Raw genomic sequence first — 23,432 nt, forward strand, 5'->3', positions numbered from 1 at the left:
CGGCAGTGCCGTCCGGCCGTGAGCACGCGGCGCGGCTCTGTCCGTAGTACTTCGTAGGAGAGGACCGATTCCCATGGCCGATGCCCCCACCGGCAAGGTGACCTTCGTCGGTGCCGGCCCCGGCGCCGCCGATCTGCTGACGTTCCGTGCCGCGCGTGCCATCGCCGAGGCGGACGTGGTGATCTGGGCGGCGAGCCTGGTCCAGGCGGAGGTCCTCCAGCACGCGCGCGAGGGCGCGGAGATCCTCGACTCGGCGACGATGTCGCTGGAGGACGTCGTCGCGGTGTACGAGCGGGCGCGTGAACAAGGGCTGAAGGTGGCCCGGATCCACTCCGGCGATCCCGCCCTGTGGGGCGGTACGCAGGAGCAGCTCGACCGGTGTGCGCGGATCGGCGTCGAGACCGAGGTCGTTCCCGGTGTCTCCGCCTTCTCCGCCGTCGCCGCGCTCGCCCAGCGCGAGTTGACGATCCCCGAGGTCGCGCAGTCCGTCGTGCTCACCCGGCTCGGCGGCGGCAAGACGCCGATGCCGCCCGGGGAGGAGGTGCGGGAGTTCGCCAAGCACGGCACCACCATGGCGATCTTCCTGTCCGCCGCCCGCAGCGGGCAGCTCGTGCGGGAGCTGCTGGAGGGCGGCTATCCGACGACCACGCCGGTCGTCGTCGCCTACCAGGCGACCTGGCCGGAGGAGCTGGTGGTGAAGTGCACGATCGGCACGCTGGAGGAGACGGTCAAGGAGCACAAGCTCTGGAAGCACACCCTGTTCCTGGTCGGTCCGGCGCTCGACGCGCACGGCACGCGTTCGCACCTCTACCACCCCGGTCACTTCCACGGCTACCGCAAGGCCGACCCGGAGGCCCGCAAGGCGCTGCGCTCACGGGGTGCGAGCACGTGATCACCGTTGTCGGGGCGGGGACGGGGGCGCCGGTCGCGGCGGACGTGCTGGCCGGTGCCCGGCTGGTCGTGGGCGGTCGGCGGCATCTGTTGGCCGCGCCGGTTCCGGAGGGCGCCGAGCAGGTCGTCCTCGGTGCGTTGGCGCCGGCGCTGGACGCCATCGAACGGCACCTGGACAAGCAGAACCCTGTCGTCGTGCTGGCCTCGGGGGATCCCGGGTTCTTCGGGATCGTCCGGGTGCTGGCCGAGCGGTTCGGCGCGGAGCGGCTGGATGTCCGGCCGGGGGTGTCGTCCGTCGCCGCGGCCTTCGCGCGGCTCGGGGTGCCGTGGGACGACGCCGTCGTCGTCAGCGCGCACGGCCGTGACCTGCGTACGGCGGTGCAGGTGTGCCGGGCGCGGCCGAAGGCGGCCGTGCTGACGGGGCCGGGGGCGGGGCCGGCGGAACTGGGGGCCGCGCTCGGGGACGACGCGCGTGTCCTGGTGGTCGCCTCCGCGCTGGGTTCCGCGGACGAGCGCGTGGAACGGGTGACTCCGGGCGAGGCCGCGGGCCGTGACTGGGGGCCGGCGGTGAGTGTGGTGCTGTGCCTGGACGAGTCGCGGGCGGTGGGCGGCGTGCGGTCGGTCGCCGGGTCGCCGCCCGGGCCCGCCGGATGGGCCCTGGACGAAGGGGACTTCGCCCACCGCGACTCGATGATCACCAAGTTCGAGGTGCGGGCGCTGGCGCTGGCCCGGCTCGGGCCGCGGCTGGGCGACCTGGTCTGGGACGTCGGCGCGGGCTCCGGGTCCGTGGCCGTGGAGTGTGCTCGGCTCGGCGCCGCTGTGACGGCGGTCGAGAAGAGCCCGGACGGGGTCGAGCGGATCCGCGCGAACGCCGCCGCGCACGGGGTCGACGTACGGGTGGTGCACGGGGTGGCGCCCGGGGCGCTGGCCGGTCTCGATGAGCCCTACGATCCCGACGCCGTGTTCGTCGGCGGTGGTGGGCATGAGCTGCCCGAGGTCGTCACGGCGTGCGCGCGGCGCGCCCGGCGGACCGTCGTCGTCGCGATGGCCGCGCTCGACCGGGTACCGGCCGCGCGGGCGGCGCTCACCGGCGCCGGTTTCGCCTGCGACGGGGTGCTGTTGCAGTCGTCCCGGCTCGCGCCGCTGCCGGGGGACGTGACCCGGCTCGCGGCGACGAACCCCGTTTTCCTGCTGTGGGGCGTCCGGTCTCCAGTACGTACCGAAGAAGGAGTTGCCCAGTGATCGGCCTCATTTCCGCCACCTCGGCGGGCGCTGCGGCGAGGGACCGGCTGGCCGCGGCGTGGCCCTCCCGGGCCCGGGTGTACGACGGGCCCGTCGGGGACGCCGTACGGCGGGCGTTCGCCGAGTGTGAGCAGCTCGTGTGTTTTCTGGCCACGGGGGCGGTCGTACGACTGATCGCCCCTCTGTTGGGTGACAAGGCGTCCGACCCGGGTGTGGTGTGTGTCGACGAGGGCGGGCGGTTCGCCGTGTCGCTGGTGGGCGGGCACGGGGGCGGGGCCAATGAACTCGCCCGTGAGGTGGGGGAGTTGCTGGGGGCGGAGCCCGTGGTGACCACGGCGACGGATGCGGTGGGGTTGCCCGGGCTGGATACGCTCGGGTTCCCGGTGGAGGGGGATGTCGCCGGGGTTTCCCGGGCCGTGCTCGACGGTGAACCGGTGGCGCTGAAGGCGGACTTCGCCTGGCCCCTTCCGGCACTTCGGGTCACCGAGGAAGGGGCGTACTCGATCCGGCTGACGGATCGCCTCGTCGAACCCGCCGAGCAGGAGGTCGTTCTCCGTCCGCCGTCCCTCGTCGTCGGCGTCGGCGCCTCCAAGGGCGCGCCCGTCGGCGAAGTCCTCGGGCTCGTCGAGGACGCGCTGCGGGATGCGGGACTGTCCCCCCGTAGCATCGCCGAACTCGCCACCGTCGACGCCAAGGCCGAAGAACCCGGCATCGTCGAGGCCGCCGAGCGTCTCGGCGTCCCCCTCGTCACCTACTCCGCCGAGGAGTTGGCCGCCGTGGACGTGCCCAACCCCTCCGACGCCCCCCTCGCCGCCGTCGGCACGCCTTCCGTCGCCGAGGCCGCCGCGCTCATGAGCGGCGGTGAACTCCTCGTCCCCAAGCGGAAGTCGGCGCGAGAGGACGGGCAGCCCGCCATGGCGACCTGTGCCGTCGTACGGCGGCCCGCGCGCGGGCGGCTCGCGGTGGTCGGGCTCGGGCCGGGTGCCCGCGACCTGCTCACCCCGCGTGCCAAGGCCGAATTGCGGCGCGCTTCCGTGCTCGTCGGGCTCGACCAGTACGTCGACCAGATCCGCGACCTGCTGCGGCCGGGCACCCGGATCCTGGAGTCGGGGCTCGGCGCCGAGGAGGAGCGGGCGCGGACGGCCGTGGCTCAGGCCCGGAAAGGGCAGGCCGTCGCGCTCATCGGCAGCGGGGACGCCGGCGTGTACGCCATGGCCTCCCCCGCGCTCGCCGAGGCCTCCGACGACATCGACGTGATCGGGGTGCCCGGTGTGACCGCCGCCCTCGCCGCGGCCGCGCTCCTCGGCGCGCCGCTGGGCCACGACCACGTGTCCATCAGCCTCTCCGATCTCCACACGCCCTGGGAGGTCATCGAGCGGCGGGTGAAGGCGGCGGCCGAGGCGGACATCGTCGTGACCTTCTACAACCCGCGCAGCCGGGGCCGGGACTGGCAGCTGCCGAAGGCCCTCTCCGTCCTCGCCGGGCACCGGGAGCCGACGACGCCGGTCGGTGTCGTACGGAACGCGTCGCGGCCGGACGAGTCCAGCACGCTGACGACGCTGGCCGCCCTCGACCCGGAGACGGTCGACATGATGACGGTCGTGACCGTGGGCAACACCGCGACCCGGCGGATCGCGGGGCGCATGGTGACCCCGCGCGGCTACCGCTGGCAGGAGAGCAGGCCGGATCAGGCGGAGAAGGAGGAGGCCCGGTGAACCGCGTGGTGCATCCCATCGAGCAGGAGTCCTTCCGGCGGCTGCGCGCCCGCCTGGACACCTCGCACTTCCCGCCGCTGACCCGGGCGGTGGTGGAACGGGTCATCCACTCCGCGGCCGATCTGGAGTACGCGAGCGATCTCGTCATGGACGAGGGCGAGTTGGCGAAGGCGCACGCTGCCCTCCACGCCGGGGCGCCCGTCGTCGTGGACGTGGAGATGGTCGCGGCGGGCATCACTCGGCGCGAGACCGTCTGTCGCCTCAAGGACGCCAGGTCCGGCCCCGGGCTGACCCGTTCGGCCCATGCGACAAGACTCGCCCACGAGCAGGTGGGACCCGGCGCCCTCTGGGTGATCGGCTGTGCGCCGACCGCGCTGGAGGAGCTGCTGACCCTGGACGCCTCGCCCGCGCTCGTCATCGGGCTGCCCGTCGGCTTCGTCGGGGCGGCCGAGTCCAAGGCCGCGTTGCGCGAGAGCGGGCTGCCCGCCGTGAGCAACGTGTCCGAGAAGGGCGGCTCGGCGGTCGCTGCCGCCGCGCTCAACGCCCTGCTGTACCACCCCTTTCCGACGCCCGAGGAGAAATCGTGACCACCCCGCCGCCCGCCCTGCTCATCGCCGGCCATGGCACCCGGGACGACGCCGGAGCCGAGGCGTTCCGCGACTTCGTACGGGAGTTGGGCGACCGCCACCCCGAACTGCCCGTCGCGGGCGGCTTCATCGAACTGTCCCCGCCCCCGCTGGGCGATGCGGTCACCGAACTGGTGGAGCGGGGTGTACGCCGTTTCGCCGCCGTACCGCTGATGCTGGTGTCCGCCGGGCACGCCAAGGGCGACATCCCGGCGGCGCTGGCCCGTGAGAAGGAGCGGCACCCCGGGATCTCGTACGCCTACGGCCGTCCGCTGGGCCCGCACCCGGCGCTGCTGTCGGTCCTGGAGCGGCGGCTGGACGAGGCCCTCGGCGGCACGGCACGCACGCCCGCCGACCGGGCCGACGTGACGGTACTGCTCGTCGGGCGCGGCTCCACCGACCCCGACGCCAACGCCGAGGTGCACAAGGCGGCCCGGCTGCTGTGGGAGGGGCGTGGGTACGCGGGCGTGGAGACGGCGTTCGTGTCGCTGGCGGCGCCGGACGTGCCGAGCGGCCTGGACCGGTGCGTGAAGCTGGGGGCGCGGCGGATCGTCGTGCTCCCCTACTTCCTGTTCACCGGCATCCTCCCGGACCGGGTGCGGCAGCAGACGGAGGGCTGGGCGGAGGCGCACCCGGAGGTCGAGGTGCGCTCGGCGGACGTGATCGGTCCGGAGCCGGAGCTGCTCGATCTGGTCATGGAGCGGTACGAGGAGGCGGTCAAGGGCGATCTGCGGATGAACTGCGACTCGTGCGTGTACCGGATCGCGCTGCCCGGCTTCGAGGAGAAGGTGGGGCTGCCGCAGCAGCCGCATTTCCACCCGGACGACGACGACCATCACCACGGACACCACCACCATGGCGCACACACCCATGCCCACTGACGACACCGGCACCGGGGCCGACACGGACGCCCACGACCTGCGGCACCACGGGGACGCCGAGGTGCGGGACGACGGCTCGGCGCTGGTCGACCTCGCCGTGAACGTCCGCGCGGACACCCCGCCCGCCTGGCTGCGGGAGCGGATCGCCGGGTCGCTGGCCGGCCTCGCCGCCTATCCGGACGGGCGGTCCGCGCGCGCGGCGGTGGCGGCGCGGCACGGGCTCCCGGCGGAGCGGGTCCTGCTGACGGCGGGTGCCGCCGAGGCCTTCGTACTGCTCGCACGCGCCCTGAAGGTCCGTCAACCGATCGTCGTCCACCCGCAGTTCACCGAGCCGGAGGCAGCGCTGCGGGACGCGGGTCACACGGTCGACCGGGTCCTGCTGCGGGAGGAGGACGGCTTCCGGCTGGACCCGGCGGCGGTCCCGGAGGACGCGGACCTGGTGGTGATCGGCAACCCGACGAATCCCACCTCCGTCCTGCACCCGGCTGCCGCGATCGCGCGACTCGCCCGGCCTGGGCGGACGTTGGTGGTGGACGAGGCCTTCATGGACGCGGTGCCGGGTGAGCGGGAAGCGCTGGCCGGGCGGACGGACGTGCCCGGCCTGGTCGTGCTGCGCAGCCTGACCAAGACCTGGGGGCTGGCCGGGCTGCGGATCGGGTACGTGCTGGCCGCCCCGGAGACGATCACCGCCCTGGAGCGGGCCCAGCCGCTGTGGCCGGTGTCCACGCCGGCGCTCGCCGCCGCCGAGGCCTGCGTGGAGCCGCGGGCACTGGCGGAGGCGGCCGACGCGGCTCACCGTGTCGCCGCGGACCGGGCCCATCTCGTCGCCGGGCTGGAGGAGTTCGCCTCCGACGGACTGCGGGTGGCCCAGTCGGCCGAGGGCCCCTTCGTCCTCGTACGGCTGCCCCGCGCGACCGCCGTGCGCCGGCATCTGCGCGACCTCGGTTTCGCGGTGCGCCGCGGGGACACCTTCCCGGGCCTCGGCGAGGAGTGGCTGCGGCTGGCGGTGCGGGACCAGGTGACGGTCAACTCCTTCCTTCAGGCCCTGGACCGGGCGCTGGCTCCGGCGCGTCGCTGAGCCCGGGCGCCACTCGCTCCCAGGTGCCGTCCGGGAAGCGGATCTCCACGGTGCCGTCGGCGGCGACCGACGCGCTCACCCCCGTACGCAGCGCCTGCGGGTCGGCGCTGAGCACCACGAGGGTGACCAGCAGGCGGGCGCCGTCGCCCAGTTCGAGCACGGGCGTGGCGGAGTGGTGTCCGACGGCGTTGGCGCCGAGGGCCGGTAAGACCCTGCCCTCGGCGTCGCCCCAGCCGTACAGGCCGGTGATCGCGCTGGTCAGCCCGTCCGCGCGGCGGGCCGACGCCCGGCCCGGACCGGTCCGGGCGACCGGCGGCGCGAGGTCGTCGGCGACGGCCCAGCCGCCCTCCCGCACCCGAGTGCCGGGCGGTACGTCGAGGCGGTGCACGCGCACCTCCCAGGGCCCGCGCACCACGCTCACCGTCTCGATGCGGCGCCCCGGCGCCCGGTGCCAGGAGGCGGCACGGCCGCCCGAGGCGCCGAGGGGGTGGATGCGGCCGCGGGGGGACGGTGTGCCGTCGGGGCCGAGCAGGGCGATGTGGTTGTCGGGGCCCGCCGTCGTCCCGGGGGTTTCCGGGGCTGTGGCGCTGGAGTAGGCGAACCGTGCGTAGTGCGGGCTGTCGTCGGCGGTCGCGGGCGGGGGCGGGAGCCGGTCGCTGCCGTGGTTGACCAGCCGTACGATCCCGTCGGCCGAGGTGGAGTGGAGCAGCCAGCCCGGTGCGGGCAGGGCCAGGCAGACGTCCTCCCTGTCCACGGGCGCGGGCTCCTCGGGGGCTGTCCAGACGGGGTGGTCGGCCGGCAGGAGCAGCCCCAGGAACGCCTTGCTCGCCCAGTACGGGGAGGCGGGGCCCGAGTAGCGCTGGGTGACGGGGAGGAACGGGCGGTACCAGCCGAGCGTGAGCAGACCCCGCTCGTCGGGCGCGCCGTGCTCGGCGAAGTGCTTCAGGGCACCCGAGGCGAGGCGGCGGGTGCGGCCGGGCGGCAGCGGGGTGGCGTCGGCGAGGGCGCCCGCCCACAGCGGGGCGGTGGTCGCGAAACGGTAGGTGAGCGAGCGGCCCTGGTGCACCGGGGCGCCGTCGGAGCCGAAGAAGTGCTGGTGGACGGCGAGGAACTCACGCAGTCGCGCCCGGTGCCGGGCCACGGTCGCCCCGTCCGCGCGGGGGCCCGCGATGCGCTGCCACAGCACCGGGTACAGGTGCAGCGCCCAGGCGTTGTAGTAGTCGAACTTGCGGCCGTCGCCGTCGGTGTACCAGCCGCCGCCCCGGTACCAGTCGTCCAGGCGGGCGAGCCCCGCGTCGATCTCCGTACGGCTGTGCGGGGCGCCGACGGAGGCCATGAACTCCTCCGAGATGACCTGGAACAGCCGCCAGTTGGAGTCGTTGACGTCCGCGCCGACGAATCCGCCGAGCCAGTCCACGACCTGCCCGCGCACTCGGTCGTCGAGGTGGTCCCACAGCCACGGCCGGGACTCGTGCAGGGCGATGGCGATCGACGCGGCCTCCACCATGGGCTGGGCGCGGTCGGTGATGAGCGGCCAGCGTTCGGCGCCGTGCGGGTCGGTGCCGGCGGCGAGTCCGGCGGCGTAGCGCTCGATGAGGGCGGGGCCGACCCGGCCGCCCGAGCCCGCGATGCGGAACGCGGCGAGCAGGAACGAGCGCGCGAAGCCTTCCAGGCCGTCGGACCAGGGTCCGGAGTGGCTGGGCGGTCCGGGGAGCCGGTACTGGGCGAAGCCGGGGGTCGCGAAGGGCCCGAGCCCGTCCAGGAGCCGGTCGGCGATCGTCTCCCAGTGGGCGCGGGTCCAGCCGGTGAGGGGCGAGAGCACGGGGTCGGGTGCGGGCAGGTCGGGAAGGTGCGTCGAGTCGTCGGGGAGCGACACATGCGGCGCGGTCATACGGGGTTGAGTCCTCCGTGTTGGTCAAGGGACGGTCGGGCAGCATGCCCAGGTGGAGCGACGCTGCGGCGCACAACGATGTGCGTACCGAGCAGATGGTGATTCCCGCCGGCATGCTCGGGATCCCGCAGAGCGATCCGCACGGCCGCGCGACCGAGCTCCTCCGCGGGAGTCCGAACAGTGGTGAGCGGCGGATTGAAGTCCTCAGCGAGCGGAATGTCGTTGTACCCGACGACCGAGATGTCCTCAGGCACGCTCAACCCCGCGTCGGCGATGGCGCGCAGCGCCCCCGCGGCGACCATGTCGTCCCCGGCGAAGACCGCCGTGAACTCCCGTGTCTCCTTGAGCAGTTCGGTCATCGCCCGCAACCCGGCCGCACGGCCCAGCCCGCAGTCGACGACATGCGCGGCCTCGGCCGGCAGCCCATGCTCGGAGAGCGCAGCCCGGTACCCGGCGACACGGGCGTCCAGAGCCGTGTTGCCGGGCAGTCCACCGAGGAACACGATCCGCCGGTGTCCGGCGGAGAGCAGGTGCCCGGTGATGGCTCGCGCCCCCGCCTCGTTGTCGAACTCGACGACCAGCGCCGGGATGTCAGGATCAGGAGCGGGCCGGCCGCACAACACCAGCCGCGCCCCCGACGCATCCAGGGCCTGCGCATAGTGGGCCACGCGCGAGCGATACGCGTCGTCCTCGACGACCCCACCGACCAGGATCACCAGCCGCGCGCCCTCCTCCCGCATGAGCTGCACGAACTCCATCTCGCGCTGCGGATCCCCGCCGGTCGCCCCGACCATGCACAGCCAGCCCCGGTCGGCGGCCTCCGCCTCCACTCCCTCGGCGACCTGGGCGTAGAAGGGGCTGGTGACCTGGCGGACGACGACGGCGGCCATCTTGCGGCCGCCGCCCACCAGCGCACGCGCATGGGCGTTGGCGACGTAGTCGAGGTCGCGCGCGGCACGCAGAACGCGAGCCCGGGTCGCGGCGGGCACGGGATGGTTGCCGCTGAGCGCGCGCGACGCCGTGGCCATCGACACGCCCGCCCGCTCGGCGACCTCCCGGATCGTGACCCGCCGCTTGGACTCCATGTCGTTCCCCATCCCCCGCGTCTCCTGTTCTCTTCCGCCCGGCGACCGCTCACGTGTTGGCCGCGTAGTCCTTCGCGAACTCGTCGGCCATTCTGTCGCCGCCCCGGGCCCGCCACTTCTTCACGGCCCCGTCCCACTCCGACAGCGGGATGCGGCCGGCGACGATGCCGGTGACGGTGTCGTCCAGGAGCGCCTTGAGCGTGGTGCCCTGGGAGTTCTTCGTCCGGGACTGCAGGCCCCAGGAGGCATTGCGGATGGCGTGCGGGACCGTCTTCTGCTGCCAGGCGTGCAGGGCCCGTACGGCGTCGGGCATGCCCGGCACGAACAGCACCTGGGGGCCTTCGGCGAGGTACTTCAGCGGCAGGTTGGTGTTGTTCTCCACCTCGCCGAGCTTGGTGGGCTGCGGGGAGCCGTCCTTGCCGCGGGTGAAGTGGGTGCCCTCGACGCCGTAGTGGACGAGTTCCCACTCCTGGCTGCCGAAGGGGGCGGCGAGGTAGTCGAGGATGCGCAGCATCAGCTCGATGCGTTCCTTCTTCGCCTTCTTCAGCACGGTGTAGCCGAAGGAGCGGCGGGCGGCGACGATGCCGCCGGGTTCACCGCCGACGCTGTACGGGAGTGCCGCGGCCGGGGCCATCCCGTCCGGCGCCTCCCTGTACTTGGGCAGGTAGGCGCCGAAGCCGTCCTGCATGGAGCCGACCGTGCCGTTGTAGTAGAGGGTGGTCAGGTCGATCTGGGAGATGGACGTGGCGTCCGGGTGGTACGAGCCGTTCTTGCGCAGCTGGGCCTGGAAGGCGATGGAGGCCTTGTAGCGTTCGTCTGCGACGCCCGGCAGGAAGGTGCCGTCGTCGGTGACGGCCCATTCGTTGGGCGCGCGGTGGGCGGCGGAGTGCACGGCGTTGCCGAAGAGGGAGCCGGAGGCGGCGCCGAGTGCGTACGTACGGCCGCTGGTGGCCTGCTTGGCGACGGCCGCGAAGTCCTGGGACGTCCAGCCCTCCTTCATGCCCGCGTCCGTGAACATGTCCTGGTTGAGCCAGAGGGTGGAGCCGGGCAGCGGGCGTTCCAGGGGGATGCCGTGGATACGGCCGCCGATGCGGCCCATGTCCTGCCAGGCGTGGGTGGGGATGTTCGCGAGGTTGGGGTAGTCGGCGATCGCCTCGCCGGAGAGGTACGGCGTGAGGTCCTCGGCCCGTCGCTGTACGAACTCGGCCTCGCGGGGCAGGACGAACCCGGAGAAGAGGTTGATGATGTCCGGCAGGGTGTCGGCGTCGCCGGCCATCACGGTGGCCATCTTCTTCTGGTAGTCGGCCTGGGAGATGATCGTGTACTCGATCTTCACGCCGAGTGCCTTCTCCACGGCGGCCCAGAACCGGTTGGCCGAGGCGGGCTTGGGTGGCGTGCCGAAGGACATCGACATGACCTTGATGGTGGAGCCGTCGCCGGGTGTCCGGGAGACGGACTTGACCAGGTCGGCGGGGTAGGCCGTATAGCCCGCCTGGACGCCTGCCTCGGTGGGCGCGAGGTCCGGCTTGGGGCCGCTCGCGGGCTTGTACGCGGGCCAGGGGGCGAGCTTCTTGCCCGCGTTGGAGACGTCGCTGTCGCCCGAGCTCGTGGAGCAGGCGGTCAGCAGACCGGGGACGGAGACGGCGGCACCGCCTGCCGCCACGGAGCGCAGGAGGGTGCGTCGGGACATGCGGGACATGGGCAGGTCACCTTTCTACAGCGGCTCTTGATGACACGTCAGCTTTTGAGTGGACGGGTCAGCTCTTGATGGCGCCCGTGAGCACGCCCTTGGTGAAGTACTTCTGCAGGAAGGGATAGACGAGCAGGATCGGCACGGTGGCGATCACCAGCACCGCCATCTGCACGGTCTGCGGCGCGGTGATCGTGCCCTCGCCGGTGGTCGCGTCGGTGAGTCCGGAGCCGGCCACCACGTAGGTGCGCAGCACCTGTTGCAGGGGCCAGTGGTCGCTCTCCAGGTAGAGCGAGGCGTAGAACCAGGAGTTCCAGTAGGCGACCGCGTAGAAGAGGCCCACGACGGCGAGCGCGGCCTTGGACAGAGGCAGGACGACCGACCACAGCACCCGCCAGTCCCCCGCCCCGTCGAGCCGGGCGGCCTCGTACAGCTCCTCGGGGATGCCCTGGAAGAAGCCGCGCAGGACGACGAGGTTGAAGACGTTCACCAGGACGGGCAGGACGAGCGAGGCGTAGTTGTCCAGCAGGTCCAGCTCCTTGACCAGCAGGAAGCTCGGGATCATGCCGGGCGGGAAGAGGAACGTGAACAGGATGAGGAGCAGCACCGGTTTGCCGCCGAAGACGCCGGGTCGGGAGAGGGCGTAGGCGAGGGTGACCGTGCAGGCGAGGCTGAGCAGGGTGCCGACGATGGTGACGCCGGCGCTGACGCCGAGGGCGTGGGTGACGATGCCGCCGTCGAGGATGTCGCGGTAGGCGTCGAGGCTCGGCTCGGTCGGCCACAGGACCCAGCCGCCGTTGGCGACGACCTCGTCGGTGGAGGCCAGCGAGGTCGAGACGATGACGAGGAACGGCACGCAGACCAGGAGGACGACGGTGGCGAGGGCGATGACCTTGCCGACCTGCGTCACCGGCTTCGGCTTCTCCATCCAACCCGGACGGACCTGGGTGCTCACTTGTAGACCCCCTGTTCGCCGAGGCGGTGGGCGACCTTGTTGGCCGCGTAGACGAGGAGGGCGCCGATGACGCCCTTGAACAGGCCCGCGGCGGCGGCGAATCCGTAGTCGCCGCCGACGATGCCCTGGTAGTAGACGAAGGTGTCGATGATCTCGGCCGCCTCGGGGCCGACCGCGTCGCGCTGGAGCAGCATCTGCTCGAAGCCGACGGAGAGGATGTCGCCGAGCCGCATGATGAGCAGCAGGATGATCACGGGGCGGATGGCGGGCAGGGTGACGTGCCAGAAGCGCCGCCAGGGGCCCGCGCCGTCGATCGCGGCGGCCTCGTACTGCTGCTCGTCGACCTGGGCCAGCGCGGCGAGGAAGATGATCGTGCCCCAGCCGGCGTCCTTCCAGATGACCTGGGCGACGGTGAGCGGCTTGAAGGCGTCCGGGTTGCCGATGATGTCGACGGCGTGCAGCCCCATGCCGTCCAGCGAGGAGTTGAGCAGACCGGTGTCGCCGAGCACCTGCTGGAACAGGGCGACGACGATCACCCACGAGATGAAGTGCGGCAGATACGCCACCGACTGCACGAACCGGCGCACCGAGCTCCAGGTGAGGCTGTGCAGCAGCAGGGCGAGGGCGAGCGGCACCGGGAAGTAGAAGACGAGCTGGAGGAGGGCGATCCAGACGGTGTTGAGCACGGAGTCCCAGAAGGCGCCGTCCTCGAACATCCGCTGGAAGTTGCCCATGCCGACCCAGGGGCTGCCCCACAGGCCGTCGAAGGGCACGTACTCCTTGAAGGCGATGACGTTGCCGACCAGGGCGCCGTAGTGGAAGAGCAGGAAGTAGGCGAGGCCGGGCAGCATGAGCAGGAACAGCGTGCGGCTTCGACCTCGGCTTTGGAAGCGTTTTCGGCGTAACCGAGGGTCACTCGTCCGTGGACGAGCGGTGTCGACCTCCTCTGCACCTGCGTGTTCCCGTAGTACAGCGGCCACGGGGCCCCCTCACATCTCGGAGTCGGAGTGAGGGAAAATTAAAACGCTTTCATTCGGCGGTCAACAGCCCTGACACAGCTGACTGTTGACCGCCGAACCGGAAGGGGCGCTTCAGTGGGTCAGCTCCTGCGGCGCCGCGCCAGCGCCGGCGCTCCCCCGCCCGCGACGACCAGCACGATCGCGCCGCCCGCGAGGTACGGCGTGGTCGAGCTGCCACCGGTATCGGCCAACCCTGTCTCGTCCGGGGCGCCTTGGGGCTTCACATCGCCCGCCGGATCTTCACTCGGGGCGCCCGGCTCCCCCGCCGGCGCCGCCGGTGCCTCGCAGGTGACCTCGGCCAGGGTCAGCGTGCCCTCCACTTCGGCGACGTTGAGCTTCAACGGGTTGATGGAGACCTCGAGTTCGAGGGCGGTCGCGGCGGCCGTGCGCGAGGCGGTCTCCTTCTTGGACAGGTCGAGGCGGACCTCGCCGACACCGGGCACCTTCACGTCGGTCGTGCCGCCGGCCGTCAAGGTGACCTCCTCGCCGAGGACGGTCACCGGCCCCAGCAGGTCGGCGGAGGCGACCGGGGCCCTGCCGGCCTGGCAGGTCGCCTTGGACGTGACCTGGTCGAGCTCGATGAGCGAGAGCAGCGGCAGGCCGGGGACGTGCAGCTTGGCGCGGGCGAGGCTGGTGGAGGCCTCGGCGCCGGTCGCGGAGACCGTCGCGTTCGCGTCCGCCACGTTCGCGCGCAGCACCTGGAAAGGCCTTCCGCCGTCGACCCCGTACGACACTTGCGCGAAAAGGTCACGCATTCGATCCACGCACTCACAAGTGACGCCGCTGCTGGTGCCGGACACAGGTCATGACGCCGACGGATGACACATCACTACGGATTCCAAATGAAATGCGTGAGCCCTAGGCCCCACTCGCATCCGTATCCCTCGCCAGCACTTCCGCTGTCCCGTATCGGTGAAGCCTGCTGTTCTCAGACGAGTTGGCAGTTCAGCGTGGCTGGTCTCGGTGGTGCATGTGAGCCGGTGCCCGGTTTTCCGACTTCAGGGTGGTTTGGGTCTCATCTGATCTGGTCTGTGTCATCGAACCCTGGATGGTCGTCCCATGAGGGTTCGTGTGGGGACGGCGGTGCCTGAAGGGCCGCAGGGGGTTGAGCACGTTTCCGTGTACGCGGATGCGTCGAGGTACGAGATCGGCTGGGTTGAAGCGGACGGCGGGACGAGACGTCGGCCGTTGACCGAGGCCGGGGATGTCGCTTTCGAGGACGCGCTGCCGGTGCGGGACTTCCCGTCGTACCGCGGCCAGCGCCATTTTCCGGGGCTGTACTGGGCGGTGACGACCGGTCGGCATGTGGGGTTCGAATCGTGGCTGGAGCGGGATCACGCGATGCTGCTCGACTTCGATCCGCTGGTGACGGGGTTCTCCTCGCAGCCGTTCTGGCTGAGCTGGCGGGACGAGGGATCAGGCCGCAGCCGGTCACACGCTCCGGACTACTTCGCGCGGGCTGCGGACGGAAGTGGCCTGGTGGTGGACTGCCGTCCGGCGGACCGGATCGACCAGAGGGCCGCCGAGTCGTTCAAGCGGGCGCGGGAAGCGTGTGACGCGGTGGGCTGGGCCTACCGTGTCGCCAGTGAGATCGATCCCGTCCGAGTGGCGAATCTGCGCTGGCTGGCGGGCTATCGCCATCCGCGCTTCGCCGTGTCGGAGGGGATGACGGCGGCGGTCTGCGCGGCCTTCGCGACTCCCGCACCGTTGCTCGGGCAGGCTGCAACGCTGGGTGATCCGATCGGCGTGCTCCCGGTGGTCTTCCACCTGCTCTGGCGCGGGCTGCTGCGGGCCGACCTGGGCCGTCGCCTGAGTGATCGCACCGTGGTGATGACCGGGGAGGCGGGCCGGTGACTGCCTCGGGGCCTCGTGGAGTGCTGCGGGTCGGTGACCGGGTCCGGTTCGACGGACAGGTCCACCTCGTGGCGGGTCTGGCCGGCACCACGGTGCGGCTGCAGGGCGAGTCCGGCGGAGCATCGTTGGTGCTGTTCTCCCATCTGCTGGCGGCGGACGGCTTCGAGATGCTCGACTCCCTGCCCGAAGCGCCGGGGTTGCCGTCGTTCGGACTGCTGGACACCGTTCCCGAGCCCGCCCTGCGGCGGGCCCGGTTGCTTGAGCGGCACATGGTCGAGATGGAGACCGGACTGCTGCCCGGCGCGGAGCCGACCGCCAGGCCCCGGCCCGAGTACGACCCGAAGTGGCGCACGGTGAACGAACGGATCGCGGCGAAGGCGGAGGAACTGGCCGCTCTCGGGACGCCGATGACCGCCCGGACCCTGTTCCGGTTGCGGGGCTGCTGGCGCGAGCAGGGACTTTGGGGGCTGGTCGACCACCGTGCCACCCGCGTCTCCAAGCCGACCGGGCACGCGGACGAACGGCTGGTCACCGCCATCACGGAGGCACTGGCCGGGCAGGAGAAGCTGTCCACGGGAACCCGGAGCCGGGTGCTCCGCGAGGCTGAGCGGATCCTCGTCGAGCGTCACGGTGAGGGAGCCGTCGAGCTGCCTTCACGGTCCACCCTCTACCGGCTGGTGCGGTCCCTGTCGGAGGGGATGCACTCCTTCGGCACTGCCACGGCCCGCCGGTCACGAGCCCGCCGCCCGCAAGGGGTGTTCACCCCGTCGAAGGCCGCCCGGCCCGGCGAGGTCGTGCAGATCGACACCACCCCGCTGGACGTGCTGGCGATCCTGGACGACGGCGTGACGGGCCGGGTCGAGCTGACCATCGCGGTCGACGTCGCAACACGGACGATCTGCGCGGCCGTCCTGCGGCCTGCGGGCACCAAGGCCGTGGATGCGGCTCTACTACTGGCCCGCATCCTGGTCCCCGAGCCGATGCGGCCGGGCTGGCACGACGCTCTTCGGATGTCCGTCTCGCTCATCCCGCACGCGCGGCTGATGAGCGTGGATGCCCGCCTGGAACACGCCGCCGCGAAACCGGTGATCGTCCCGGACACCATCGTGGTCGACCACGGCAAGGTGTTCATCTCGGAGACGTTCGTGACGGCCTGCCAGACCCTGGGCGTCTCCGTCCAGCCGGCCCGGCCCGCCACCCCGACCGACAAAGGCGTGGTGGAACGCACCTTTTCCTCGATCAACACGCTGTTCTGCCAGCACGTCGCCGGCTACGTCGGCTCCAACCCCACCCGGCGTGGTGAGGACGTCCAGGCTGTTTGGACCCTGCGAGAACTCGCCGACCTCTTCGACGAATGGGTCGTTGCCCGATGGCAGACGAGGCCCCACGACAGCCTCCGCAGCCCGTTCCTGCCGGGCCAGGCTCTGTCCCCGAACGACGTCTACGCGATGCTTGTGGCCCGCAGCGGACACCTGCCGGTCTGCCTGACCGGCGACGACTACATCGAACTCCTGCCCGCGGAGTGGCGGAAGATCAACGACTACGGCGTCGTCATGGACTACCGCACCTACGACTGCCGCGACCTGGCGCCCTACCGGCGCCAGCCTTCTGGCGTCGACCTCAAGGGCGGCCTCTGGGAAGTCCACTACGACCCCTACGATCTGTCCCACATCTGGATCCGCGATCACCGGGCAGGCGGCTGGATCACCGTCCCCTGGACCCGGCTGGACTCCGTCTCCGCCCCCTTCGCCGACTTCACCTGGCGACACGCCCGTTCTGTCCTGGCCGCCCAGGGCGCCGACGACACCGACGAAGGCGCGATCGCCGCAGTTGTGGAAGACCTGCTCACCCGGGCTCAGAACGGCCCGGACCGCAAAGTTGCCGCCCGCACCCACGCGGCAGCCAGCCACCCCGTTCACCCTGGCCTTCGGCCTGCCCTCCCCGAAGAACCGCAGGAAGGCCCGGAGGACGAGGACCAACCAGTCGGCAAGGTCATTCCCTTCGGGGTCTTCGACGCCTTCACCGACGGGAGCCGTCCATGAACCCGCCCCCGGACGCCGGGCAGGAACCAGAGGACGTCCACCCGCTGAGCACGAAGGAGGGCTGGGCATGCTTCGTCGCCGAAGAGACCATGCCTCCCGAGGTGCTCTCACCCGCCGCAATTCAGCGTCTGAGTCCGGACCAGCGGACTGCCCGTGAGCGTGAACGCGAGGACTATCACGCGCAGTTGGTCATCGTCCGCACTCCCACGATCCAGCACGTCACCACCACCGGCCGCAAGCGGATCCTCCTCAACCGTCGCCAGCAGTCGGCCCGCCGCGGACTGATCGTCAGCGGGCCCGCGGGCACGGGAAAGACCACCGCGATCACGCAGCTCGGCAAGAACTACGAACTCCTCGGCCGCCGCCGCGGCGAAGTCGGGCACCAGGCCCTGCCCGTCGTCTATGTCACCGTCCCGCCCGCAGCGACACCCAAGATGCTCGCGGTCGAACTCGCCCGCTTCATCGGCCTGCCGCTGCCCAGCCGTTTCAGCCAGGTCGACATCACCAACCGCGTCTGCGACCTGCTCTGCAGCAGGAGCTGCCGCCTGGTGCTGATCGACGAGCTCCATAACCTCGACATCCGCACCAAGACCGGCGCCGAAGCCTCCGATCAGATCAAGTATCTGTCCGAGCGCATCCCGGCGACGTTCGTCTTGGCCGGAGTCGATGTTGAGGACACTGGGCTGTTCACGGGCCGCCGCGGCGGGCAGATCGCCAGCCGCTACACCGAGATCACCACTCGCCCCTTCCCCCACAAGACGGCCAAGGACAAAGAAGCCTGGCAGTCCTTGGTGACCACGCTGGAGGAGGCCCTACGGCTTTATGCCCACCGCCCGCAGACCCTCCTCAAGCTGAGCGCCTACCTGCACGACCGCACCGGGGGCATGATCGGCAGCCTGTCCCACCTCGTCCGCGAAGCCGCACTGGACGCCATCATCAGCGGCACAGAGAAGATCACACGCACCGGACTCGATGAAGTCGAACTCGACCGGGCCGTTGCACAGCAGACCAGACGCCGTCCCTCGACTCCCGCGACGAGGAAGGCCAGTTGAGTACACACCCGCGCATACTGCCTGTCCCCCTCTCGCCAGTGCACCGCGAGACGGTCGGCTCCTATCTGAACCGGCTCGCGGACGCCAACCGCCTGCCGGTCCGCTATCTGGCCGGTCTTCTCGGTCACAACCGTCATCACCGCCGTGACGACAACCGCACGGACCACTGGACCCCACGGGCCCTGCTCGGACTATCCGCCCTGACCGGCCGGGCACCCGCCGAACTCGTGCATGCGATGCCAGCTCTCGCCGAACTCAGCGAGGGCCAACGAATCGGTCCACGCCCGAGCACCGGCCACGGCGATGCCCTTCACCGTCCGGCATGCCGCCCCTGCATGGCCCGGCGCGGAATCGACGGCCTCGTCGTCCGCGAGACCCTGCCCCACGAAGCAGTCTGCCCACGACATCACCGCTGGCTCCTGGGCGACGAGCAGCATCTCCTCCGCGTTCTGCCCGACGTTCGCAGAGCCAACCAGCGCCACCGGCGACTCACGAGCCGCCGCAGGGGCTCCGCCCCCGAGCAGAGCTACCGCACCGCACGTGACAGCTTGCTGAAGTGGTTCCACACCGCCGCCGAGACACAGCTCCAACAGCGGTGGACGGACCGGATTCATCTCCTCGGCGAAGACATCTACGGAGACCCACTCCGCCCGTCTCCGAACCGCATCGAGATCGCGACCTACCCCGAAACGGTCATCCTCACCAGCCTGCTCTCATCACCGCACTGGCGCGATCACCAGGAATCGGCCCCGGAGATCGCACGCCGGTTCCAGCTCAAGGCAGGGAGCCGCGAGCTGGCAGCCCTCCAGAAACTGGCAACTTCCCTGAGACCGAGGCTCTCCCTGTCTCAATCAGACTGACAACCCGCAGGTCAGCGGTCCTACCGCTTCCACCCTCGTTGACCCACGAAGTCCTGGTCGAACCCGCCGCACAGCCCCTGACACATCAAGGTGCGGCACCGTCTCACTCCAAGATGACAACTCCCAGCTCAGAGCCAGGCAGTCCACCAACCTCATTGAGAACGGACATCCGCCCCCGCCGTCTCCGCCTCAGCGCAGCCGTGGTCGGTGCCACGGCCACAGCCATGAGTATGAGCACCGCGCCGGCGACCCCGGCAAGTGGCAACCAGGTGGGCCAGGCAGGCAGCGTGCCCAGAAAACGTGGATGCCGCAACAGCCGACCAGATGAGTCGGGGTGCTGCCGTGGCCGCAGTACGACCACGGCGGTGGTTCGGGTGTCGCAGGCGTCATGCCCCAAGGACGTAACGGCGCCGTCGGGCAGTTGGCACCCCGGCTGCGGCCGGCACGGGCACTTCAGCCCTTCGTGCGGTAGTGAAGAAGCTACTGAAGTGAATAGTGAGCCACTGAGGTCTTCTCAGCAATGATCACTTCCGATCCCGCCTGCGGAGGAGGCTCGGGCAAGGGCGGCGGTCTACGCTCGCGCCATGACGATCACATTTGAGTGGCGGGGAGACTTCGACAACGCAGCCGTCAATGCACTGCATGCAGCGGGTTTCAACCATCATGCCCTGGAAGTCAACTTCGACGCCTGCGGGTTCAAGCCGACGACTGCGGGTCTCATCGCGCTCTGAGCCGACCTCGCCGCGTAGCAGCTGCAAAGGAGAAGGCCCCTTGCCGGCGGGGCTTCTGCACGTGTGACGGCCGGCGTCAACCGACGACCCGTCCGTTCAGCACCACCCGCAACGGGGCCCCCAGCACGCGTACGTCCGTGCGGGGGTCCCGTTCGTACACCACCAGGTCCCCCAGCGCCTCCTCCTCCAGCCCGGGCCGCCCCAGCCACTTCCGGGCGCCCCATGTCGTCGCCGACAGCGCCTCCACCGGCGGGATCCCGGCGGTGACCAGCTCCGCCACCTCCTCCGCCACCAGCCCGTGCGGCAGCGCACCCCCCGCGTCCGTGCCGACGTACACCGGAATCCCGGCGTCGTACGCGTTGCGCACCGTGTCGTACCGGCGTTCGTGCAGGCGCCTCATGTGGGCCGACCAGCGGGGGAACTTGCTCTCGCCGCCGGCGGCCAGCTGAGGGAACGTCGCGATGTTCACCAGCGTCGGGACGATCGCCACCCCGCGCGAGGCGAAGAGGGGGATCAGGTCGTCCGTCAGGCCCGTCGCGTGTTCGATGCAGTCGATGCCTGCCTCCACGAGGTCACGGAGGGAGGACTCGGCGAAGCAGTGGGCCGTCACGCGGGCGCCCAGGCGGTGGGCCTCCCTGATCGCCGCCTCGACCGCGTCCCGCGGCCAGCTGGGTGCCAGGTCCCCCACCTCCCGGTCGATCCAGTCGCCGACCAGCTTCACCCAGCCGTCGCCGCGCCGGGCTTCCTGGGCGACGTACGCGACGAGGTCGTCCGGCTCGATCTCGTGGGCGTAGCCGCGGATGTAGCGGCGGGTGCGCGCGATGTGCCGGCCCGCGCGGATGATCTTCGGGAGGTCCTGGCGGTCGTCGATCCAGCAGGTGTCGGAGGGGGAACCCGCGTCGCGGATCAGGAGCGTGCCCGCGTCGCGGTCGGTCAGTGCCTGCTTCTCCGCGACGTCCTTCTCGACCGGGCCGTGCGGGCCGAGGCCCACGTGGCAGTGCGCGTCGACCAGGCCGGGCAGTGCCCAGCCCTTCACCGTGCGGATGTCACGGGCGTGAGCGGGACGGTCGTAGGAGATACGGCCGTCGACCACCCACAGCTCGTCGCGGACCTGGTCCTCGTCCGGGCCGACGAGCACCCGTCCCTTCACGTGCAGCACCGCGCGATCGCTCATGCCCCGCACCTTAGTCAGGCGTCCCGGACGCCTGCTCCTCCACCTCCGCCATCGCCGGGTCGAGCAGCCTCGACAGGAAGTGGCGGGTGCGTTCGTGACGGGGGTTGCCGATGACCTGCTCGGGAGTCCCGTCCTCGACGATCACTCCGCCGTCCATGAAGACGACCCGGTCGGCCACCTCGCGGGCGAAGGTCATCTCGTGGGTGACGACCATCATCGTCATGCCCTCGTTCGCGAGCATGCGCATCACCGCCAGTACGTCCCCCACGAGCTCCGGGTCCAGCGCCGACGTCGGCTCGTCGAACAGCATCACCTCGGGGCCCATCGACAGCGAACGGGCGATCGCGACGCGCTGCTGCTGGCCGCCGGAGAGGGAGGCGGGGTAGGCGTCCGCCTTGTCCGACAGGCCCACCCGCTCCAGGTTCTGGGCGGCCACCTCGGCGGCCTGCGCCTTGTCCCGCCGGAGCACCCTGCGCTGCGGCAGCGTGAGGTTCTCGGTCACCGTGAGGTGCGGGAAGAGGTTGAACTGCTGGAAGACCATGCCGATACGGCGGCGTACCGCGTCGATGTCGACGTCGGGGTCCGTGAGTTCGATGCCGCCGACGAAGACCTGGCCCTTCGTCGGCTCCTCGAGGAGGTTCACGCAGCGCAGCAGCGTCGACTTGCCCGAGCCGGACGGGCCGATCACGCAGACGACCTCGCCCTGGCCGATCTCCAGGTCGATGCCGCGCAGCACCTCGTTGTCGCCGAACGACTTGTGCAGGCCCCGGACTTGGATCTCCGGCCGCCCGCCGAGCGTCTTCTCGCTCATTTCACGGCCTCCTGGGCCTTGGCCTCCATACGGCGTACGACGAAGCCGAGCGGGATCGTCACCAGCAGATAGCACAGGCCGGCGACGAGGATGGGCGTGGAGTTGGCGGTCGTACTGGCCAGGTCGCGGCCGTACTTGGACAGTTCACGCTCCTCCAGGGTGACGCCGAGGAACAGCACCAGCGAGGAGTCCTTGAAGAGCAGGACCAGTTCGTTGGTGAGCGGCGGGAGGATGATGCGGAACGCCTGCGGGATGATGATCGAGATCATGGCCCGGGCCGGGGAGAAGCCCAGGGAACGGGCCGCCTCCATCTGGCCCTTGGGCACGGCCTGGATGCCCGCGCGGATCGTCTCCGCCATGTAGGCCGCCGCCACCAGACCGAGCGCGAGCGCGACCTTGCCGTACGTGCCGCCGATGATCTCCGTGCCCGGGAAGGCGAGCGGGACGGCGACGCCGATGAAGATGAAGATCAGCAGGGCGGGCAGGCCGCGGAAGATCTCGATGTACACGCCGGCGAACCAGCGGTACGGGCCCACCGACGACAGCCGCATCAGCGCGATGACCATGCCGAGCACGAGTCCGACGGCGAAGCCGGACACGGTGTAGAGCACGGTGTTCTTCAGCGCCAGCGTGATGACGTCCGGGAACATCTGCTCGGCGATGTCCGCCTGCGCGAACTGGTTCTGCAGCCGGTCCCAGTCCGCCGAGACCGCGAAGGCGATCACGGCGGCGAGGAAGACGGCGTACTGGATGCCGCGCGACAGACGGCGCTTCTGGCGCCGGGTCAGGCCCTTCCTGCGAGGGGCGGTTTCGAGCTTCGTATCACTCATGAGGCGGACGGGGACGCCGCGGACTGGTCGTACGGGCCGATCCACTGCTCGTAGAGCCTCTTGTAGGTGCCGTCCGCCTTGGCGTCCGTGATCGCCTTGTTGATGGCGGTGAGGAGCTTGGTGTTGCCCTTCTTCACCGTGAAGCCGTACTGCTCACCGGTGTTGAGGTTGTCGACCACCTGGAAGGCGGCGGCGTTGGCCTTGTCCTTCAGCCAGCCCTGGACGACCGGGTAGTCGATGATGACGGCCTTGACCTGGCCGGTGCGCAGGCCGTTGAGGACGGCGTCGGAGGACTCGAAGGAGACCGGGTCGAAGCCCTGCTTCTTCGCGTAGTCCTCGCCGGTGGTCTGCGCCTGGGCGCCGAGCTTGACGTTCTTGGACTTCACGGCGGCGAGGGAGTCGACGCCGGCCTTCTTGTCGACCAGGACGGCCTGGGTGGCGTCGAAGTACGGGGCGGAGAAGTCGACGTTCTTCTTGCGCTCCTCGGTGATGGTCATGCCGGCCGCGGCGAGGTCGCACTGGCCGGAGTTGAGGGACCCGCCGGTCTTGAAGTTCTCGAAGGGCTGGTCGAGGATCTCCTGCTTCACACCCAGGTCCTTGGCGACCAGGTCGATCAGCGAGACGTCGAAACCCTGCACCTTGCCGTCGATCTCCGACTGGAACGGCGGATACGGCAGATGCGTGCACGTGGTGAGCTGCCCGCCCTTGACCAGCTCGACCCCGCCGGCGGCGGTCTTCGAGCCGCTGCCGCCGTCGTCGGTGGACGTGCATGCGGACACGAGCATCAGCCCGGCCGTCGCGGTGATGGCGGCCAGGACGCGGGTCCGGCGCCCGAGGAGCGTGTTCACGGCGGGCCTTCCTTGAGGCTTTGAGGAAACTGTGAGTTCCGATTATAAGGAAAGGTTTGAGTCTCTCAAACCAATCCGATGGCCCCGAGGCCGCCCGACCTAAGAAGTCGCGAGTACCCAGGGGTAAGCAGACCGCCGGTGCCCCTCGACGACCGCC

Annotated in this window: 21 protein-coding genes; 11 read left to right on the top strand and 10 right to left on the bottom strand. The window is 70.9% G+C overall.

What is annotated here, in order from left to right:
• Positions 1 to 73 precede the first annotated feature (73 nt).
• The 6 genes from cobM to cobC are packed head-to-tail and all read left to right on the top strand — an operon-like array spanning position 74 to position 6,433.
• Positions 74 to 892, top strand: coding sequence for a precorrin-4 C(11)-methyltransferase (cobM, locus tag Q4V64_RS11475; RefSeq protein WP_124443262.1), 819 nt, complete (start codon positions 74 to 76; stop codon positions 890 to 892).
• A complete protein-coding gene (gene cbiE / locus Q4V64_RS11480) occupies positions 889 to 2,133 on the top strand; it encodes a precorrin-6y C5,15-methyltransferase (decarboxylating) subunit CbiE (RefSeq protein WP_124443261.1) in 1,245 nt (414 codons plus the stop codon). Before cobM ends, cbiE begins: the two co-directional genes overlap by 4 nt.
• Complete coding sequence (gene cobJ, locus Q4V64_RS11485) at positions 2,130 to 3,848, top strand: precorrin-3B C(17)-methyltransferase (protein WP_124443260.1); 1,719 nt, start codon at positions 2,130 to 2,132, stop codon at positions 3,846 to 3,848. Before cbiE ends, cobJ begins: the two co-directional genes overlap by 4 nt.
• Positions 3,845 to 4,435, top strand: coding sequence for a precorrin-8X methylmutase (locus Q4V64_RS11490; RefSeq protein WP_124443259.1), 591 nt, complete (start codon positions 3,845 to 3,847; stop codon positions 4,433 to 4,435). The genes cobJ and Q4V64_RS11490 overlap by 4 nt, the downstream gene beginning before the upstream one ends.
• The gene (locus Q4V64_RS11495; protein WP_124443258.1) at positions 4,432 to 5,355 is read left to right on the top strand and encodes a sirohydrochlorin chelatase; all 924 of its coding nucleotides are present in this window, start codon (positions 4,432 to 4,434) and stop codon (positions 5,353 to 5,355) included. The genes Q4V64_RS11490 and Q4V64_RS11495 overlap by 4 nt, the downstream gene beginning before the upstream one ends.
• Positions 5,345 to 6,433: an Rv2231c family pyridoxal phosphate-dependent protein CobC gene (gene cobC / locus Q4V64_RS11500; RefSeq protein WP_124443257.1), complete on the top strand. Its 1,089-nt coding sequence runs from the start codon at positions 5,345 to 5,347 to the stop codon at positions 6,431 to 6,433. The genes Q4V64_RS11495 and cobC overlap by 11 nt, the downstream gene beginning before the upstream one ends.
• Here the strand turns inward: cobC and Q4V64_RS11505 are convergent.
• The 6 genes from Q4V64_RS11505 to Q4V64_RS11530 all read right to left on the bottom strand — a co-directional run bounded on the left by Q4V64_RS11505 (position 6,381) and on the right by Q4V64_RS11530 (position 13,873).
• Entirely contained in the window at positions 6,381 to 8,324 is a 1,944-nt protein-coding gene (locus tag Q4V64_RS11505; protein ID WP_124443256.1) for a DUF2264 domain-containing protein, read from the bottom strand. The two genes, cobC and Q4V64_RS11505, sit on opposite strands and share 53 nt — an antisense overlap.
• Complete coding sequence (locus tag Q4V64_RS11510) at positions 8,321 to 9,409, bottom strand: LacI family DNA-binding transcriptional regulator (RefSeq protein ID WP_124443318.1); 1,089 nt, start codon at positions 9,407 to 9,409, stop codon at positions 8,321 to 8,323. The genes Q4V64_RS11505 and Q4V64_RS11510 overlap by 4 nt, the downstream gene beginning before the upstream one ends.
• A 49-nt stretch (positions 9,410 to 9,458) precedes the next feature.
• Complete coding sequence (locus Q4V64_RS11515) at positions 9,459 to 11,108, bottom strand: extracellular solute-binding protein (protein ID WP_124443255.1); 1,650 nt, start codon at positions 11,106 to 11,108, stop codon at positions 9,459 to 9,461.
• 58 nt (positions 11,109 to 11,166) lie between these two features.
• Positions 11,167 to 12,054 (bottom strand): carbohydrate ABC transporter permease, encoded by an 888-nt coding sequence (locus Q4V64_RS11520; protein ID WP_124443254.1) that lies wholly within the window; start codon positions 12,052 to 12,054, stop codon positions 11,167 to 11,169.
• Positions 12,051 to 12,905, bottom strand: a complete 855-nt coding sequence (locus tag Q4V64_RS11525; RefSeq protein WP_124443253.1) for an ABC transporter permease subunit — start codon at positions 12,903 to 12,905, stop codon at positions 12,051 to 12,053. The genes Q4V64_RS11520 and Q4V64_RS11525 overlap by 4 nt, the downstream gene beginning before the upstream one ends.
• Positions 12,906 to 13,153: 248 nt before the next feature.
• A complete protein-coding gene (locus tag Q4V64_RS11530) occupies positions 13,154 to 13,873 on the bottom strand; it encodes an SCO1860 family LAETG-anchored protein (RefSeq protein ID WP_301184571.1) in 720 nt (239 codons plus the stop codon).
• Between the two features lie 388 nt (positions 13,874 to 14,261).
• On the opposite strand from Q4V64_RS11530, the gene Q4V64_RS11535 reads away from it, so the two are divergent.
• From Q4V64_RS11535 to Q4V64_RS11555, 5 genes are all read left to right on the top strand, one after another.
• A complete protein-coding gene (locus tag Q4V64_RS11535; protein ID WP_253267553.1) occupies positions 14,262 to 14,927 on the top strand; it encodes a TnsA-like heteromeric transposase endonuclease subunit in 666 nt (221 codons plus the stop codon).
• Positions 14,924 to 16,969 (top strand): Mu transposase C-terminal domain-containing protein, encoded by a 2,046-nt coding sequence (locus Q4V64_RS11540; RefSeq protein WP_124445746.1) that lies wholly within the window; start codon positions 14,924 to 14,926, stop codon positions 16,967 to 16,969. Before Q4V64_RS11535 ends, Q4V64_RS11540 begins: the two co-directional genes overlap by 4 nt.
• Positions 16,966 to 18,021, top strand: coding sequence for an AAA family ATPase (locus Q4V64_RS11545; protein WP_172629638.1), 1,056 nt, complete (start codon positions 16,966 to 16,968; stop codon positions 18,019 to 18,021). The genes Q4V64_RS11540 and Q4V64_RS11545 overlap by 4 nt, the downstream gene beginning before the upstream one ends.
• Positions 18,022 to 18,059: 38 nt before the next feature.
• Complete coding sequence (locus Q4V64_RS11550) at positions 18,060 to 18,881, top strand: TniQ family protein (protein ID WP_253267552.1); 822 nt, start codon at positions 18,060 to 18,062, stop codon at positions 18,879 to 18,881.
• A 584-nt stretch (positions 18,882 to 19,465) separates the two neighbouring features.
• Complete coding sequence (locus Q4V64_RS11555; protein ID WP_172629441.1) at positions 19,466 to 19,612, top strand: hypothetical protein; 147 nt, start codon at positions 19,466 to 19,468, stop codon at positions 19,610 to 19,612.
• A 76-nt stretch (positions 19,613 to 19,688) separates the two neighbouring features.
• On the opposite strand, the gene Q4V64_RS11560 is transcribed toward Q4V64_RS11555, so the two are convergent.
• From Q4V64_RS11560 to Q4V64_RS11575, 4 genes are read right to left on the bottom strand one after another with little or no spacing between them, the layout of a single operon-like run.
• A complete protein-coding gene (locus Q4V64_RS11560) occupies positions 19,689 to 20,786 on the bottom strand; it encodes an amidohydrolase family protein (RefSeq protein WP_124443231.1) in 1,098 nt (365 codons plus the stop codon).
• Between the two features lie 10 nt (positions 20,787 to 20,796).
• Positions 20,797 to 21,597 (bottom strand): amino acid ABC transporter ATP-binding protein, encoded by an 801-nt coding sequence (locus Q4V64_RS11565; protein WP_124443230.1) that lies wholly within the window; start codon positions 21,595 to 21,597, stop codon positions 20,797 to 20,799.
• Positions 21,594 to 22,427, bottom strand: coding sequence for an amino acid ABC transporter permease (locus tag Q4V64_RS11570; RefSeq protein ID WP_124443229.1), 834 nt, complete (start codon positions 22,425 to 22,427; stop codon positions 21,594 to 21,596). The genes Q4V64_RS11565 and Q4V64_RS11570 overlap by 4 nt, the downstream gene beginning before the upstream one ends.
• Positions 22,424 to 23,275 carry an ABC transporter substrate-binding protein gene (locus Q4V64_RS11575; RefSeq protein ID WP_124443228.1) on the bottom strand — a complete coding sequence of 284 codons (852 nt, stop codon included), beginning with the start codon at positions 23,273 to 23,275 and terminating at the stop codon, positions 22,424 to 22,426. The genes Q4V64_RS11570 and Q4V64_RS11575 overlap by 4 nt, the downstream gene beginning before the upstream one ends.
• Positions 23,276 to 23,432: the final 157 nt, after the last annotated feature.

The sequence above is a fragment of the Streptomyces sp. NL15-2K genome, assembly GCF_030551255.1.
Taxonomy (GTDB): Bacteria; Actinomycetota; Actinomycetes; order Streptomycetales; family Streptomycetaceae; genus Streptomyces.